Raw genomic sequence first — 13,874 nt, 5'->3', positions numbered from 1 at the left:
TATATAAACAGACTCCACAACAAGGGTGGAGGTATAATCGTTAAGGATTCAGATAATCCTAGACATGAGGCTCGATTTGCCCTATTTTCATCTGAGAATGTAACCATTTGTCAACTGCACACTTAATCAAAAGGAGAATGAGAAGTTTGACAAATTTTTCAGAATTAAATATTAGCGAATCTACATTAAAATCCCTACAACGTATGGGATTTGAAGAAGCAACACCAATCCAAGCAGGAACAATTCCACTAGCTGTTGAAGGTCACGATATTATCGGACAAGCACAAACAGGTACTGGTAAAACAGTTGCTTTCGGTGTTCCATTAATTGAAAACATCGATCCTAATGAAACATCAATCCAAGCGTTAGTAATCGCACCAACACGTGAATTAGCAATCCAATGTTCAGAAGAAATTCACAAAATTGGTTACGGTAAACGCTCAAAAATTCTTTCAGTATATGGTGGTCAAGATATCGGCCGTCAAATCCGCGCACTTAAAAACAAACCACAAATTATCGTAGGTACTCCAGGTCGTATTTTAGATCACATTAAACGCCGTACTCTTAAATTAGAAAACGTTAAAACATTAGTGCTTGATGAAGCAGATGAAATGTTAAACATGGGATTCATTGAAGATATCAATGCAATCTTAGAAAACGTTCCTAACGAACGTCAAACACTTTTATTCTCTGCAACAATGCCACCAGCAATTCGTAAAATTGCTGATACATTCATGACAGAACCACAAAGTGTTAAAATCAAAGCGAAAGAATTGACTGTCGATAACATCGATCAATATTTCGTAAAATCTCAAGAACGTGAAAAATTCGATATTTTATCTCGTCTATTAAACGTTCAAAAACCTGAACTTGCAATCGTATTCGGTCGTACTAAACGTCGTGTTGATGAATTATCTCACGCACTTAGCATCCGTGGTTACGTTGCAGAAGGTATTCACGGTGACCTTTCTCAAGCGAAACGTCTTTCTGTATTACGTCAATTCAAAGAAAACAAAATTGATGTATTAGTAGCAACTGACGTAGCTGCTCGTGGTCTTGATATTTCAGGTGTAACACACGTTTACAACTTTGATATTCCACAAGATCCAGAATCTTACGTTCACCGTATCGGTCGTACTGGCCGTGCTGGTAAATCAGGCGTTGCTGTAACATTCGTTACACCACGTGAAATGAATTACCTACGCATCGTTGAAGAAACAACTAAAAAACGTATGACTCCACTTCAACCACCAACTGCTGATGAAGCATTAGTTGGTCAACAAGAAGTTGCAGTTCAACAATTAAAAGCAATTATTGAAAAAAATCGTTTAAGCAACTACCGTGCAATGGCTGAAGAGTTATTAAAAGACGGAGATGCAGTTGATTTCGTAGCAGCAGCTCTTAAATCATTAACAAAAGAACCAGATGATACTCCAGTAAAAATTACTGAAGAACGTCCTTTACCTATGCGCCGTGGCAACGGTGGCGGTCGTAATCGTAATGGCGGTGGCCGTAACTATCGTGGTGGCAACCGCAATCGTAGCGGTAACGGTGGCGGAGAACGTCGTCGTCGCGAAGGCGGAGAACGTCGTGGCAATGGTGGCGGAGAACGTCGTCGTCGTGAAGGCGGTAACGGTGGCGGAGAACGTCGTCGTAATCGTGAAGGCGGAGAACGTCGTCAACGTCGCAACACTGAAGACTAGTCATATTCAAAACAGCAAAGGTTGTCTAAACAGCCTTTGCTGTTTTTTTATTGTCCGAAAGTGGAGATGTTGAAAGATGTATGAGAAACTAAACGTAATTAGGTGATATGAAGGAGGAGGAAGATGAAAGATCCACAAAACCAAATTTCAAGAAGAGGATTGACAGTATGGCGCATACACGGATGGATTGAATCTATTATCGTATGGCTTATTTGTATCGGGATAGGTGTGGGGATTCACTATTTACACGTATCTTTTGATTATTGGATATATGCGGGTCTCGCTATGGTCGCCGTATTGTTCACGATTTGTTTCGTATACGCTTTTCCGAAAATCCGATGGCATCATTGGCGATATGAAGTCAGAGAAGAAGAAATTGAGTTGAAATATGGCTTATTCGTCATTGAACGTGTACTCGTGCCGATGATTCGTGTACAACATGTAAATATGACGCAAGGGCCGATTTTGAAAAAATATCACTTAGCCGAAATTTCGATTTCGACAGCTGCGACGGTACATAAAATCCCCGCATTAACGGAAGAAGAAGCAGAAGAACTGCGTATGAAAATTTCTACGTTGGCAAGGGTGGCTGAAGATGATGTCTAATAAACAACATTTGCATCCGATTACGATTTTGCTGAATTTAGCAAAAAATGCAAAGCAGTGGATTACGACATTTGCAGTTGTTTTTTAGTAAACATTAATCGAATCGAATGGAATCCAACGAGTCCGGGATTTAAGTGGACGCTAATAGGGCTTGTCATTATTTGTTTCATCGCCGTCGTGACGATCGTTTTATGCATTGTATCTTGGCGACGGTTCACATATTGGTTTGAAGACCAAGAGTTGCATATTGAAAAAGGAATTTTCGTTCGTAAACATCAGCTCGTACCTTTTGAGCGCATTCAAAGTGTTAATTTCAAAGAAAGTATTTTACACAGACCATTTGGCTTAGTGAGTGTTACGCTTGAAACAGCAGGTAGTGAGGAATCAGGCATGAAATTGTTAGCGATTTCTAAACGACAAGCTGAATGGATTGAAGACGTAACGAAAAAAGCTAAAAAGAGCTTTGCTTCATCAGAGGAACTACTAGTACAACCGATTGTCCAAAAAGAATTGATGTACAAAATTACGAAAAAAGATTTGCTCATACTAGCGGCGACATCGGGGAGTATCGGTATTATTTTTTCAGCTTTAGCAGCCGTTGCTACACAGCTATCTGATTTTATTCCGATGGATGCTGTTTTTAACCAAGTACAAGTACTTATAAAGAGTGGCATTACGCTTGTCGTTTTACTGATTGCAGTTATTTTATTCGTATCGTGGTTGTTCTCCATTGTCGTGACGTATATTCAATTTGCAAATTTCGAAGTCGTGCGAGAAGGCGAGCGGTTGCTAATTAGTAAAGGCGTTTTAGAGAAGAAAAGAACGAATGTACCGTTAAGTCGTGTACAAAGTATTCGCATTGTTGAGTCACCTTTCCGCCAACTATTTGGATTTTCAATGGTCCAACTCGTTAGTGCTGGGAATACAGATGAAAAAAGTGGTTCGACGGTCACATTGATGCCTTTAATAAAAAAAGCAGAAGGTATTCAATTACTTCAACGTTTATTTCCAGACTACGCGTACGACGTTGAAAAATGGATTAAGCCACCGAAATCGGCTAGTTGGAGATATGTCGCGTTTCATAGTTGGATTTGGCTCATTGTCGTGACGCTCATGATTATTTTTATCCCACATTATTATGGAGTGTTTGGCGTGGTTTTAGTTATCATTGCCGCTTTATACGGCTTTATTTTATATAAAACAGCTGCTATCCAAATTCATCATAAACAACTATTAGTCGTGACGAGAACTTTTTCAAAAGTGACGACGTATGTGATGAAAAATAGAATTCAAACAGTGCAAATGGCGCAAACAATCATAGCAGAGAGAGGGCAGTTTGCTCGTTTTCAAGTGACGTATGTTGCGGGGAAACTACCGATGAGTGTGGGCATTCGTTTTTTCAAAAAAGATGATTTATTACGTATTTATCATTGGTATCAAAGAGGAAAATAAATTTCATCAAAAAAGGAGATGTCGCATATAGGACATCTCCTTTTTTGAATGAATTTATGGTTCATTTCTTCGTTTTTGTTGCCATCTTCGAATGTTTTTCGGATGAAAATTAATGAGGCCAAATAATAAACCGGTTAACAAGCCAATGATATGAGCAATTACATTTACGTTCGGTTGTAAAAATGTAATAATAACGGAAATTACAACGAGTGGAACGATCATTTGCTTTAGTTGTGGGAATATTTTTCGTGTGTAATAAACGAGTGCTAAAAAAGCACCGAGTATACCGAAAATCGCACCACTTGCTCCGACAGAAGCGTAGTTTAACGGTTGCCATATGTAAGTGAATACATTACCGAGTATGCCGGCAAGCATGTAAATAGTGAAGAAGCGAGCCTTCCCTGCAATACGTTCTAATTCAGGGCCGAACACGTATAGCCAGAACATATTGGAAAGAACGTGCATAAATCCACCGTGAATAAAAATAGCTGTGACGACGCGCCAATATTCACCTTGAGCAATTAAAAAGTTGATTGCGGCACCTTTTGCGAAAATCCAGTTGCCGATTGATGGCACGAGACCGACTAAATAGACCGCGATATTAATAAGAAGAAAAGTAGAAACCATCGGGTATAATTTAATGTAGTCAGAAAGTTTTTCAGTACGATTGAACATAAAGTCACCTCTTATTCGGAGTTAGTGCTATTATACCCGTATTCAATCATAGAAAGAAAGGATGAACAAAAACATGATCACAGGTATTGGTTTAGACGTCGTAGAATTGGAGCGCGTCGAAAAAGCGAATGCACGAACGGACCGCTTTCGCAAAAAGATATTAACAGAAAGAGAATTACAGTTGTACGATGCCTTGTCGTCGCATCGTCAATTGGAGTTTTTAGCAGGGCGTTTTTCTGCGAAAGAGGCGTTTTCTAAAGCATTCGGTACAGGACTCGGGAAAGATTGTGCCTTGCATGATATTGAAATATTAAAAGAAGCCTCTGGGAAACCTATTTTGTATTTTAAAAGCGAGAGAGTAAAAGGATTCGTTTCGATTACGCATACGAAAATGTATGCAGCTGCACAAGTTATTTTAGAAGAAGCATGATTTTTATTATAAAAAATAGGACTATTTTGCCGAAAGAAGGGTAAAGAGAAGTATCGCCTATAAAACGGTAAATTATACCTTTTTTCAATGCCTTCTAAAATATTGACCTCTATTGATGAGAAGTACATAATATATAGAACAAAAACACGTTTTAGAAGAGGTATGAAACTATGGAACACTTACAAAATTTTAGACCAACGCAAGCTTTAATTAATTTGGATGCGGTGTACGCAAACGTTTCAAATTTACGTCAACATTTGCATTCGGATGTACATATTATGGCGGTTATTAAAGCAAATGCTTACGGTCATGGCGATATTCAAGTTGCCAAAACAGCATTACGAGCTGGCGCAACGATGTTAGCCGTTGCAACTCCGGAAGAAGCATTACATGTCAGAAAACATATTTCAGACGTACCTATTTTAATTTTAGGTGCTGTTCCGGTCTCTTTTGCACCATATGCAGCAAAATACGATATTACGTTAACTGTTTTTTCAACAGAGTGGTTACAACGTATTGCATCGAGCGCGACAACTTTTGAAAAATTTTTAACTGTTCATTTAAAAGTAGATAGTGGAATGGGACGCATTGGTGTTAGAACGATAAGTGAATTACGAGATGTTTATGACACAGCAACGAACATGCCAAATGTCGTAGTAGACGGGATTTTCACACATTTTGCAACAGCGGATGAAGAAGATCCTACGTTTTATGAACAACAGCTTCAAACGTTTACGACATTCGTACAATCTTTACCAGTTAAACCGAGAATCGTTCATGCAGCGAATACAGCAGCATCTCTTGTGAAAGAACATGTTCAATTCGATGCTGTTCGATTTGGTATTTCAATGTACGGCTTAGCACCTTCAGACTATGTAGCTGAACATTTGCCATATCCTTTACAACCAGCGCTTTCTTTAGTGACAGAACTCGTACATGTAAAACAATTGCATGCGGGCGACTCAGTTGGATACGGAGCAACTTATGTAGCTAAGGAGGATGAGTGGGTAGGTACGTTACCGATTGGCTATGCGGATGGTATGATTCGAGGGCTAGCTAATCAAGAAGTACTCGTAGGTGGAGAACGTGCACCGATTATTGGACGTATTTGTATGGACCAAGTTATGATCAAACTTCCGAAGAAATTTCCAATTGGTGAATCAGTCGTTTTAATTGGGAAACAAGGGCATGAAGAAATTTTTATTCAAGAATGGGCAGACCGTTTACACACGATTGTTTATGAAGTTCCATGTATGCTTACAGAACGCATTCCAAGGGTGTTTGTAACTGAAAAATAAACTTCATAGTATGCACAAAAATTCAGAAAACTACCACTTTTTATACTCTTTATTGCTTTTTGCATCTTTTCAAGAAACTTATTCAATGCTAATATAGTGGATAAGTTATAAAGATACGAAAAATGAGTGTGTCGTTTTGGAGGTGTAAGCTGTGAGTCATAAACAATTAGACGTAATTCAACTGTCCGAATATGATATGGAAAAAGCGTATGATGCCGTATTACAAAAAATTTCTCATCATTATGCTTTTGCATCAGATGAACGTAGAAATAGTGTTACGCAAAAACAAAAACATATTCGAGAGCTGATGGTTAAGGGATATGAAGAAATGTCTCAAATTAACCTTACAATATGTAGCGAATGTTTACATGTGGAGTACGAAGCAGAACATGCAATAGGTCGCATATTGTAACGCGTCTCGTTTACGGAGGGTGAAATTGTGAACGTAAAACGCGGAGATGTCTTTTTTGCAGATTTATCACCAGTGGTCGGTTCTGAGCAAGGCGGAACACGACCAGTGTTGATAATCCAAAATGATATTGGTAATAGATTTAGCCCAACCGTGATTATTGCAGCAATCACAGCACAGATTCAAAAAGCAAAATTACCTACACATGTCGAAATTGATGCGAAAAAGTATGGTTTCGAACGAGATTCGGTTATTTTGTTAGAACAACTCAGAACGATTGATAAATCACGTTTAACGGATAAAATTACGCAGTTAGATGCGCCGTTAATGAAAAAAGTAGAAGATGCATTAGAAATAAGCTTAGGTTTAATTAAATTTTAAGCATACATATAAAGAAGCTACCCAGTTATTTTTGAAAAGGGTAGCTTTTTTAGTATAAGATATTTTGCGTATGCTAAAAGGTTATAAAGTGAATAATATCCATAAATGGTATACAATTACTAGTAAAGACTGAAAAATTAGCGTTTAGCTAAGGCAAATGATAGAGAGCTACAATTAAAGACGGTAAATTTGACTGTTGTTATAAGGAAGGGGTACTGCATGAGGCAAAGATGGGGGGAGTAGATATGAATACTTCCGTTGTGAATATTTTAACTGAATGGGATATTGTTGCTGCTAGACAAATCAGTAGGAGCTTAGCAAAATTAATCGGGTTTAATGCGGTAGATCAAGCGCGGATTACAACCGTTGTTAGTGAATTGGCTCGAAATATTTATTTGTATGCAGAACAAGGAAATGTGACGGTAAACGTCATCAATAAAAATAATCGCGATGGAATTCAAATTATTGCAGAAGATCGTGGACCAGGTATTCAAAACCTTCAAGGTGTATTGAAAGAAGATTATTCTTCGTATGGCTTAGGTGCAGGCTTACCAGGTGTAAAAAGATTGATGGATGAATTTGAAATTGAAACAGAAGCAAATCAGGGTACGAAAATTGTTGTTGTTAAATGGTTAAGTTAATTAGGTGGGTGAAATAGTGTTAGCAATTCAAGCGCAATATAAAGAATTATTGAGTCAATACTTGAAACACCAAACAGAACGTAATTTATATTTAGGACAAAATTTTAGTCGGCTATTCGTTCGGAAAAATATTACCCCTGAAGAAGTTATTAGTATTCATAAGAAGGCGTTAGAAGAAATGGATGCGGTTACTTCAGCAGAAATTTTTACTTCTTTCGAATTTTTAACGGAATTTATGATTCAGTATGGCTTAGCTTTACGGGATCATAAGATTCTTTTGGAACAACAAGAAGAAATGAAGCATGAAATTGAATTAGCAGCAAAAGTTCAAAATACGATGTTGCGAACAGAATCGGCTAATTTAGACGGTATAGATATCGGTTATTTGTCTAAACCTGCAGGTCAAATGAACGGTGATTACGTTTATTTTCAAAGCGACGATACCGATTATTTAGGTGTTGGCGTGGCAGATGTTGTAGGAAAAGGGATACCGGCAGCACTTTGTATGTCGATGGTGAAGAATGGTTTAGACACACTCGGACAAACGAATATTAGCCCTGCTTATGCGTTAGATGTGTTGAATCGAATTGTCGTGAAAAGTATTGCAGACCATATGTTCATTTCAATGTTTTATGGGCGATATGATAATGAAACATCACTCTTTACATACGCTTCTGCGGGGCATGAACCAGCGCTTTACTACAATTCAGAAGAACAGAAGTTTTATGATTTGGATCAAGCGAATGGACTGTTGTTAGGTATATTACCGGATGTTCATTATTTAGAAGGAAATATTGAACTAAAGCAAAACGATTTAATTATTATTATGACCGATGGCGTAACGGAATGCCGTACGGATGAAGAGCGCTTTTTAACTCGAGAGGAATTGACAGAGTTTATTTTTGAAGTGATAGATGAACCTCCAGAACAACTTGTTCGAAGTGTATACAGACGATTAGAAAAATTTCAATCATTTCATCAACGAGATGATTTTACATTAGCAGTTATTAAAAAACTTTAATTTGAGGTGAGCGTCAATGGAATTGACAGTAAATATTAAATCAGAAAACGAGAATCAAGTAGTGATTGCAATCGCAGGAGAAATCGATGCGCATACAGCTCCACAATTACGTGAAGAATTGTTTGGTGTTGATTTAAATAGTATTCAAGAAGCGGTGCTAGATTTATCAAATGTTGGTTATATGGATAGTACAGGTATTGGCGTAATCGTCGCTTTTTATAAAAATGGCATTGCGAAAAATAGCGAAGTAAAATTAGTTGGATTATCTCCACGTTTGAAACGATTATTTGATATTACAGGTCTAAGTGGCATTATCCACGTAGAGGAGGCGTAACTTATGAAGAACTTTGATTACTTTGAAATGCGGATTCCGCCAAAAACACAATATATAGGAATTGTACGTTTAACGATTTCAGGTTTAGCGAGCAGAATAGGTTTAACTTATGATGATATTGAAGATTTAAAAATTGCGACAAGTGAAGCTGTAACGAATGCTATACAGCATGCATACGGCGATGAAATCGAAGACAAAGATGAAGTTGTAATCGGCTGTGCCTTATATAAAGATAAATTAGAAATCATGGTCGCAGATTACGGCCGTAGCTTCGAATTTGAAGAAGTGAAGAAAAAAGTAGGACCTTACAACGAAAATACGGAAGTTGAGTTCATTCGTGAAGGAGGATTAGGTTTATTTCTAATCGAAAGCTTAATGGACGAATTAAAAGTGCTCAATGAAAACGGCGTAACAGTGTTCATGACAAAATATGTTTCACGAGAGCAGGTGAATGCACATGAGGAAACAGACGTCTTCTAGAAACGCTTCTAAAGAACAAGTGCTTGAATGGATTCGTTTATACCAAGAAGAACGTGATGATGATGCACAAACCAATCTTGTTAAAAACTACAAATACTTAGTAGAATCCATTGCACGAAAATATTCAAATGGCCGTTCGTACCATGATGATATCGTTCAAGTCGGTATGCTCGGTTTATTAGGTGCTATTCGTCGATTTGATCCGGAATTTGGTAGAAGTTTTGAAGCATTTGCTGTTCCGACAATTGTCGGTGAAATTAAACGATTTTTACGTGATAAAACGTGGGACGTCCACGTACCACGAAGAATTAAAGAATTAGGACCGCGTATTAAAGCGACGGTTGAATTATTGACGACGGAACTTCAACGTTCGCCACAAGTGTTTGAAATTGCTCAACATTTAGAAGTGACGGAAGAAGTGCTAGAAGCAATGGAAATGAGCCGTAGCTATCAAGCGTTATCAATGGATCATTCAATTGAATCTGATTCAGATGGAAGTACGGTGACGTTATTTGATGTTGTCGGAAAAGAAGATGACGAGTTCGAGAAAACGAATCGTCGTATGATTGTTGCTGATGCGATGAGCGTTTTAAACGAGCGAGAAAAACAAATTATTCAATTGACTTATTTAGAACAACTCAGTCAAAAAGAAGCAGGCGAAAGACTTGGTATTTCACAAATGCACGTCTCTCGTTTGCAGCGTAAAGCAATCAAAAAACTACAGCAAGCAATTATTGCTTCTGGCGGGATATAAACAGTTTAGAGAATGGCTGTGTGTAAAAGGGGCATCGTGTTTATACGCGATGTCCCCTTTTGTTTTGCGGTGCGTAAAAAAAGCGAACATGCTAAACTTAAACGTAAGAAAGGGTGGTTTGTAGATGAATTTTTCAGCAATGATTGGGAAAGAGTTAAAAATTGCGCCGAAGCAAGTAACGACGGTGATTCAATTAATGGAAGATGGGAACACTGTGCCGTTTATTGCACGTTATCGTAAAGAAGCAACAGGTTCTTTAGATGAGGTTCAAATAAAAGCAATTGAAGATCGACATCATTATTTAGTTCAGTTAGAGAATCGTAAAAAAGACGTCCTTCAATCAATTGAAGAACAAGGAAAATTAACGTCTGAGCTTCAAGCGAAGATTGCTGCGGCTACCATTTTGAAACAAGTAGAGGATTTATACCGCCCATACAAACAAAAACGTAGAACGAAAGCAACGATTGCGAAAGAGCAAGGCTTAGAACCATTAGCAGAAAAAATGCTTCAATATCCTGTTGATTCGTTATCGAAATTAGCTGCGCCATACGTTTCAGAACAATTAGATGAAGAACAAGTAATTCAAGGAGCGAAAGATATTTTAGCGGAACGTTTTGCTGATGAAGTGAAAATTCGCGATATGATTCGCCAATGGACTTGGCGTGAGGGGACAATCACGACTACTGTAAAAAAAGAAGAGCAAGATGAAAAACAAATTTTTGAAATGTACTATGCATATGAAGAACCTCTTTCAAAAATCGTGCCACATCGTACGTTAGCGATTAACCGTGGTGAAAAAGAAGATATTTTACGTGTTTCTATTACAGCACCTATCGTTAAAATCGAAGAAGCGATGCGTCGTTTTTACATTCCGAAAACGACATCTCCGGTTAGAGTAGCAATCGAAGAGGCGATCGAAGATAGTTATAAACGTTTAATTGCTCCTTCTATTGAAAGAGAAGTGCGCAATGAATTGACGGAAAAAGCAGAAGGACAAGCTATTCATATTTTCTCTGAAAATTTACGTAGTCTTTTATTGCAGCCGCCGTTGAAAGGGAAATACGTGTTAGGTTTAGACCCAGCATACCGAACTGGCTGTAAATTAGCTGTTGTAGATGATACCGGAAAAATGCTTGAGATTGCGGTGATTTATCCACATCCACCAAAAGCGAAACCAGAAGAATCAAAACGAGTTGTGACAGACTTATTAAAACGCTATCCGATTTCAATCATTGCAATTGGGAACGGAACAGCTTCTCGAGAATCGGAGGCGTTCGTAGCTTCTCTTTTACAAGAATTACAATCCGAAGCGGCATACGTCATCGTAAGTGAAGCGGGCGCAAGTGTTTATTCTGCTTCAGAAAAAGCACGAGAAGAATTCCCTGAGCTTCAAGTAGAACAACGTAGTGCAATCTCTATTGCACGTCGCTTGCAAGATCCGTTAGCTGAACTCGTTAAAATTGAGCCAAAAGCGGTCGGTGTAGGACAATACCAACACGACGTATCGCAAAAGAAATTAACGGACTCGTTAGGTTTTATCGTGGAAACAGCTGTTAACCAAGTAGGCGTAGACGTCAATACAGCTTCTGCCTCTCTTCTTCAATATGTTTCAGGCTTATCGAAAACGGTAGCGGAAAACATCGTTCAAATGCGAAGTGAAGTAGGGAAATTTACGGCACGTACACAGTTGAAGAAAGTGCCACGTCTCGGTGCGAAAACGTATGAGCAAGCAATTGGCTTTTTACGTGTGCCTGAAGGAAAGAACCCATTGGATGCAACGGGTATTCACCCAGAAAGTTATGCGTTAGCTGAGCAACTTTTAAAAGAAGCAGGTGTTTCTAAAAAAGAAATCGGTCATTCAGACGTAGAAGAAAAATTAAAACAACTAGATGTTAAACAATTAAGCCAGTCACTTGAAATCGGTGAAATTACTGTGCAAGATACGTTGGACGTGTTAATGAAACCATCACGTGACCCACGTGATGCGTTCCCACAACCATTGCTTAAAAAAGATATTTTAAAAATGGAAGATTTAAAAGCAGGAATGGAATTACAAGGAACAGTACGAAATGTTGTCGATTTTGGTGCGTTTATTGATGTTGGTGTGAAACAAGACGGCCTCGTGCATATTTCTAAATTAAAAAAGGATTTGTGAAACATCCACTTGATGTCGTTTCATTAGGAGATATCGTAACGGTATGGGTAGATACGATTGATTTGAAAAAAGAACGAATCGCTTTAACGATGTTAAAACCAGAATAAATGAATTCTCTATAAAAAGAACCTCATTTCCTTTAAAATAAGGAATGAGGTTCTTTTAGTAGGGAGAGATCATAATGACCGACGAACAATTACAACAACTCGTTTGTACCGTATCCAATCGTTTTTTTCAAAAAGCATTCGTGCATGAAGCGCTTTTTAATAAGCGGTTGAAAACGACAGGGGGGCGTTATTTATTATCGACCCATAATATTGAGGTAAATCCGAAATCGTTTGAACTGTTTGGTGAAGAAGAGGTCATTCAAATTATAAAACACGAGTTATGCCACTACCATTTACATATAGAAGGAAAAGGGTATCAACATCGTGACCGAGACTTTAAAGAGTTGTTAAAAAAGGTAGACGCACCAAGGTTTTGCTCTTCCATATCGAACAAATTAGAAGGAAGCGAAAAAAAGCATCTATATACGTGTAGCGAATGTGGTGTTTCATATAGAAGAAAACGGCGTTTAAATACGGAGAAATATAGATGTGGAAAATGTTTAGGAAAGCTCATTTATAAAAAATAAAGTTTTTTTAAAAAAACTATTGACGAAATGTATATACCTCTCTATAATAATAGAAGTCGACAAGATAATACATCTTAAACGACACGATATAATGAATTATATCGACATGGTATTATTCCGTTGTAGCTCAGTTGGTAGCAGCATCTGACTGTTAATCAGAGGGTCGTAGGTTCGAGTCCTACCAACGGAGCCATGGCCCCTTGGTCAAGCGGTTAAGACACCGCCCTTTCACGGCGGTAACACGGGTTCGAATCCCGTAGGGGTCACCATTATGGTCCGGTAGTTCAGCTGGTTAGAATGCCTGCCTGTCACGCAGGAGGTCGCGGGTTCGAGTCCCGTCCGGACCGCCACTTTATTGGGGTATAGCCAAGCGGTAAGGCAATGGATTTTGATTCCATCATGCCCAGGTTCGAATCCTGGTACCCCAGCCATTTATTTCAAATTTAAATTTTGTTATTTTTAAATATGAGTCATTAGCTCAGTTGGTAGAGCATCTGACTTTTAATCAGAGGGTCGCTGGTTCGAATCCTGCATGACTCATCATTTTTTAAAAATAGTTATTGACACTATTAAAACGATGTGTTATAATATAAACACTTCGTTAATAAGATGCGGCCGTGGCGGAATGGCAGACGCGCTAGGTTGAGGGCCTAGTCGAGGCAACTCGGTGGAGGTTCAAGTCCTCTCGACCGCACCATAATATCAAAAACGAATTACTAAAAATAAATATTTTTGCGCCCATAGCTCAACTGGATAGAGCGTCTGACTACGGATCAGAAGGTTGTGGATTCGATTTCTGCTGGGCGCACCATAATGCGGGTGTAGTTTAGTGGTAAAACCACAGCCTTCCAAGCTGTTGTCGGGAGTTCGATTCTCCTCACCCGCTCCATTTTTATGAACC

The 13,874-nt window shown here is 38.5% G+C and carries 16 protein-coding genes and 8 tRNA genes; 23 read left to right on the top strand and 1 reads right to left on the bottom strand.

The window, feature by feature from the left end; genetic code table 11:
- Positions 1-146 precede the first annotated feature (146 nt).
- From KSHG_RS12665 to KSHG_RS12650, 3 genes are all read left to right on the top strand, one after another.
- Positions 147-1,703 (top strand): DEAD/DEAH box helicase, encoded by a 1,557-nt coding sequence (locus KSHG_RS12665; RefSeq protein WP_010307266.1) that lies wholly within the window; start codon positions 147-149, stop codon positions 1,701-1,703.
- 123 nt (positions 1,704-1,826) lie between these two features.
- Positions 1,827-2,309 (top strand): PH domain-containing protein, encoded by a 483-nt coding sequence (locus KSHG_RS12660; protein ID WP_010307261.1) that lies wholly within the window; start codon positions 1,827-1,829, stop codon positions 2,307-2,309.
- A gap of 57 nt (positions 2,310-2,366) precedes the next feature.
- A complete protein-coding gene (locus KSHG_RS12650; RefSeq protein ID WP_147630546.1) occupies positions 2,367-3,761 on the top strand; it encodes a PH domain-containing protein in 1,395 nt (464 codons plus the stop codon).
- A 54-nt stretch (positions 3,762-3,815) separates the two neighbouring features.
- On the opposite strand, the gene KSHG_RS12645 is transcribed toward KSHG_RS12650, so the two are convergent.
- Positions 3,816-4,436 (bottom strand): rhomboid family intramembrane serine protease, encoded by a 621-nt coding sequence (locus KSHG_RS12645; RefSeq protein ID WP_010307252.1) that lies wholly within the window; start codon positions 4,434-4,436, stop codon positions 3,816-3,818.
- A 73-nt stretch (positions 4,437-4,509) separates the two neighbouring features.
- Between KSHG_RS12645 and acpS the strand changes: the two genes are divergently transcribed.
- The 20 genes from acpS to KSHG_RS12550 all read left to right on the top strand — a co-directional run bounded on the left by acpS (position 4,510) and on the right by KSHG_RS12550 (position 13,862).
- Positions 4,510-4,866, top strand: coding sequence for a holo-ACP synthase (gene acpS / locus KSHG_RS12640; RefSeq protein WP_010307249.1), 357 nt, complete (start codon positions 4,510-4,512; stop codon positions 4,864-4,866).
- Between the two features lie 170 nt (positions 4,867-5,036).
- Positions 5,037-6,164: an alanine racemase gene (alr, locus tag KSHG_RS12635; RefSeq protein WP_010307244.1), complete on the top strand. Its 1,128-nt coding sequence runs from the start codon at positions 5,037-5,039 to the stop codon at positions 6,162-6,164.
- Positions 6,165-6,315: 151 nt separating this feature from the next.
- Positions 6,316-6,576, top strand: coding sequence for a hypothetical protein (locus KSHG_RS12630; RefSeq protein WP_010307242.1), 261 nt, complete (start codon positions 6,316-6,318; stop codon positions 6,574-6,576).
- 27 nt (positions 6,577-6,603) lie between these two features.
- Positions 6,604-6,954, top strand: a complete 351-nt coding sequence (locus KSHG_RS12625; RefSeq protein WP_010307239.1) for a type II toxin-antitoxin system PemK/MazF family toxin — start codon at positions 6,604-6,606, stop codon at positions 6,952-6,954.
- Positions 6,955-7,199: 245 nt separating this feature from the next.
- A complete protein-coding gene (locus KSHG_RS12620; RefSeq protein ID WP_010307235.1) occupies positions 7,200-7,595 on the top strand; it encodes an anti-sigma regulatory factor in 396 nt (131 codons plus the stop codon).
- Between the two features lie 16 nt (positions 7,596-7,611).
- A complete protein-coding gene (locus KSHG_RS12615; protein WP_010307231.1) occupies positions 7,612-8,616 on the top strand; it encodes a PP2C family protein-serine/threonine phosphatase in 1,005 nt (334 codons plus the stop codon).
- 16 nt (positions 8,617-8,632) lie between these two features.
- On the top strand, positions 8,633-8,950 hold the full coding sequence (locus tag KSHG_RS12610; RefSeq protein WP_010307227.1) for an STAS domain-containing protein: 318 nt from the start codon (positions 8,633-8,635) through the stop codon (positions 8,948-8,950).
- Between the two features lie 3 nt (positions 8,951-8,953).
- Entirely contained in the window at positions 8,954-9,430 is a 477-nt protein-coding gene (gene rsbW / locus KSHG_RS12605) for an anti-sigma B factor RsbW (protein ID WP_010307225.1), read from the top strand.
- Positions 9,408-10,184, top strand: coding sequence for an RNA polymerase sigma factor SigB (sigB, locus tag KSHG_RS12600; protein WP_010307223.1), 777 nt, complete (start codon positions 9,408-9,410; stop codon positions 10,182-10,184). Before rsbW ends, sigB begins: the two co-directional genes overlap by 23 nt.
- 124 nt (positions 10,185-10,308) lie before the next feature.
- The gene (locus KSHG_RS16990; RefSeq protein ID WP_010307221.1) at positions 10,309-12,339 is read left to right on the top strand and encodes a Tex family protein; all 2,031 of its coding nucleotides are present in this window, start codon (positions 10,309-10,311) and stop codon (positions 12,337-12,339) included.
- Positions 12,336-12,446, top strand: a complete 111-nt coding sequence (locus KSHG_RS19285; RefSeq protein WP_010307219.1) for a hypothetical protein — start codon at positions 12,336-12,338, stop codon at positions 12,444-12,446. Before KSHG_RS16990 ends, KSHG_RS19285 begins: the two co-directional genes overlap by 4 nt.
- Positions 12,447-12,520: 74 nt before the next feature.
- Entirely contained in the window at positions 12,521-12,973 is a 453-nt protein-coding gene (locus KSHG_RS12590) for a SprT family protein (RefSeq protein WP_010307218.1), read from the top strand.
- A 116-nt stretch (positions 12,974-13,089) separates the two neighbouring features.
- A tRNA-Asn gene (locus tag KSHG_RS12585) sits at positions 13,090-13,166 on the top strand.
- Between the two features lies 1 nt (position 13,167).
- A tRNA-Glu gene (locus tag KSHG_RS12580) sits at positions 13,168-13,242 on the top strand.
- Between the two features lie 4 nt (positions 13,243-13,246).
- Positions 13,247-13,323, top strand: a tRNA-Asp gene (locus KSHG_RS12575).
- Positions 13,324-13,329: 6 nt separating this feature from the next.
- Positions 13,330-13,404: transfer RNA gene (locus KSHG_RS12570), tRNA-Gln, on the top strand.
- Between the two features lie 36 nt (positions 13,405-13,440).
- Positions 13,441-13,513 (top strand) — tRNA-Lys (locus tag KSHG_RS12565).
- 71 nt (positions 13,514-13,584) lie between these two features.
- A tRNA-Leu gene (locus KSHG_RS12560) sits at positions 13,585-13,670 on the top strand.
- A gap of 37 nt (positions 13,671-13,707) precedes the next feature.
- Positions 13,708-13,784: transfer RNA gene (locus KSHG_RS12555), tRNA-Arg, on the top strand.
- 4 nt (positions 13,785-13,788) lie between these two features.
- Positions 13,789-13,862, top strand: a tRNA-Gly gene (locus tag KSHG_RS12550).
- Positions 13,863-13,874: the final 12 nt, after the last annotated feature.

The sequence above is a fragment of the Kurthia senegalensis genome, from assembly GCF_000285595.1.
GTDB classification, from domain to species: Bacteria; Bacillota; Bacilli; order Bacillales_A; family Planococcaceae; genus Kurthia; species Kurthia senegalensis.
This window is presented reverse-complemented; position numbering and strand designations above follow the sequence as displayed.

What these genes read in the sequence shown, in the direction of transcription:
- KSHG_RS12660 (WP_010307261.1), top strand. Translation starts at nt 1,827, where the DNA reads ATGAAAGATCCACAAAACCAAATTTCAAGAAGAGGATTGACAGTATGG.
- KSHG_RS12645 (WP_010307252.1), bottom strand. Translation starts at nt 4,436, where the DNA reads ATGTTCAATCGTACTGAAAAACTTTCTGACTACATTAAATTATACCCG.
- acpS (WP_010307249.1), top strand. Translation starts at nt 4,510, where the DNA reads ATGATCACAGGTATTGGTTTAGACGTCGTAGAATTGGAGCGCGTCGAA.
- alr (WP_010307244.1), top strand. Translation starts at nt 5,037, where the DNA reads ATGGAACACTTACAAAATTTTAGACCAACGCAAGCTTTAATTAATTTG.
- KSHG_RS12620 (WP_010307235.1), top strand. Translation starts at nt 7,200, where the DNA reads ATGAATACTTCCGTTGTGAATATTTTAACTGAATGGGATATTGTTGCT.
- KSHG_RS12610 (WP_010307227.1), top strand. Translation starts at nt 8,633, where the DNA reads ATGGAATTGACAGTAAATATTAAATCAGAAAACGAGAATCAAGTAGTG.
- rsbW (WP_010307225.1), top strand. Translation starts at nt 8,954, where the DNA reads ATGAAGAACTTTGATTACTTTGAAATGCGGATTCCGCCAAAAACACAA.
- sigB (WP_010307223.1), top strand. Translation starts at nt 9,408, where the DNA reads ATGAGGAAACAGACGTCTTCTAGAAACGCTTCTAAAGAACAAGTGCTT.
- KSHG_RS16990 (WP_010307221.1), top strand. Translation starts at nt 10,309, where the DNA reads ATGAATTTTTCAGCAATGATTGGGAAAGAGTTAAAAATTGCGCCGAAG.
- KSHG_RS12590 (WP_010307218.1), top strand. Translation starts at nt 12,521, where the DNA reads ATGACCGACGAACAATTACAACAACTCGTTTGTACCGTATCCAATCGT.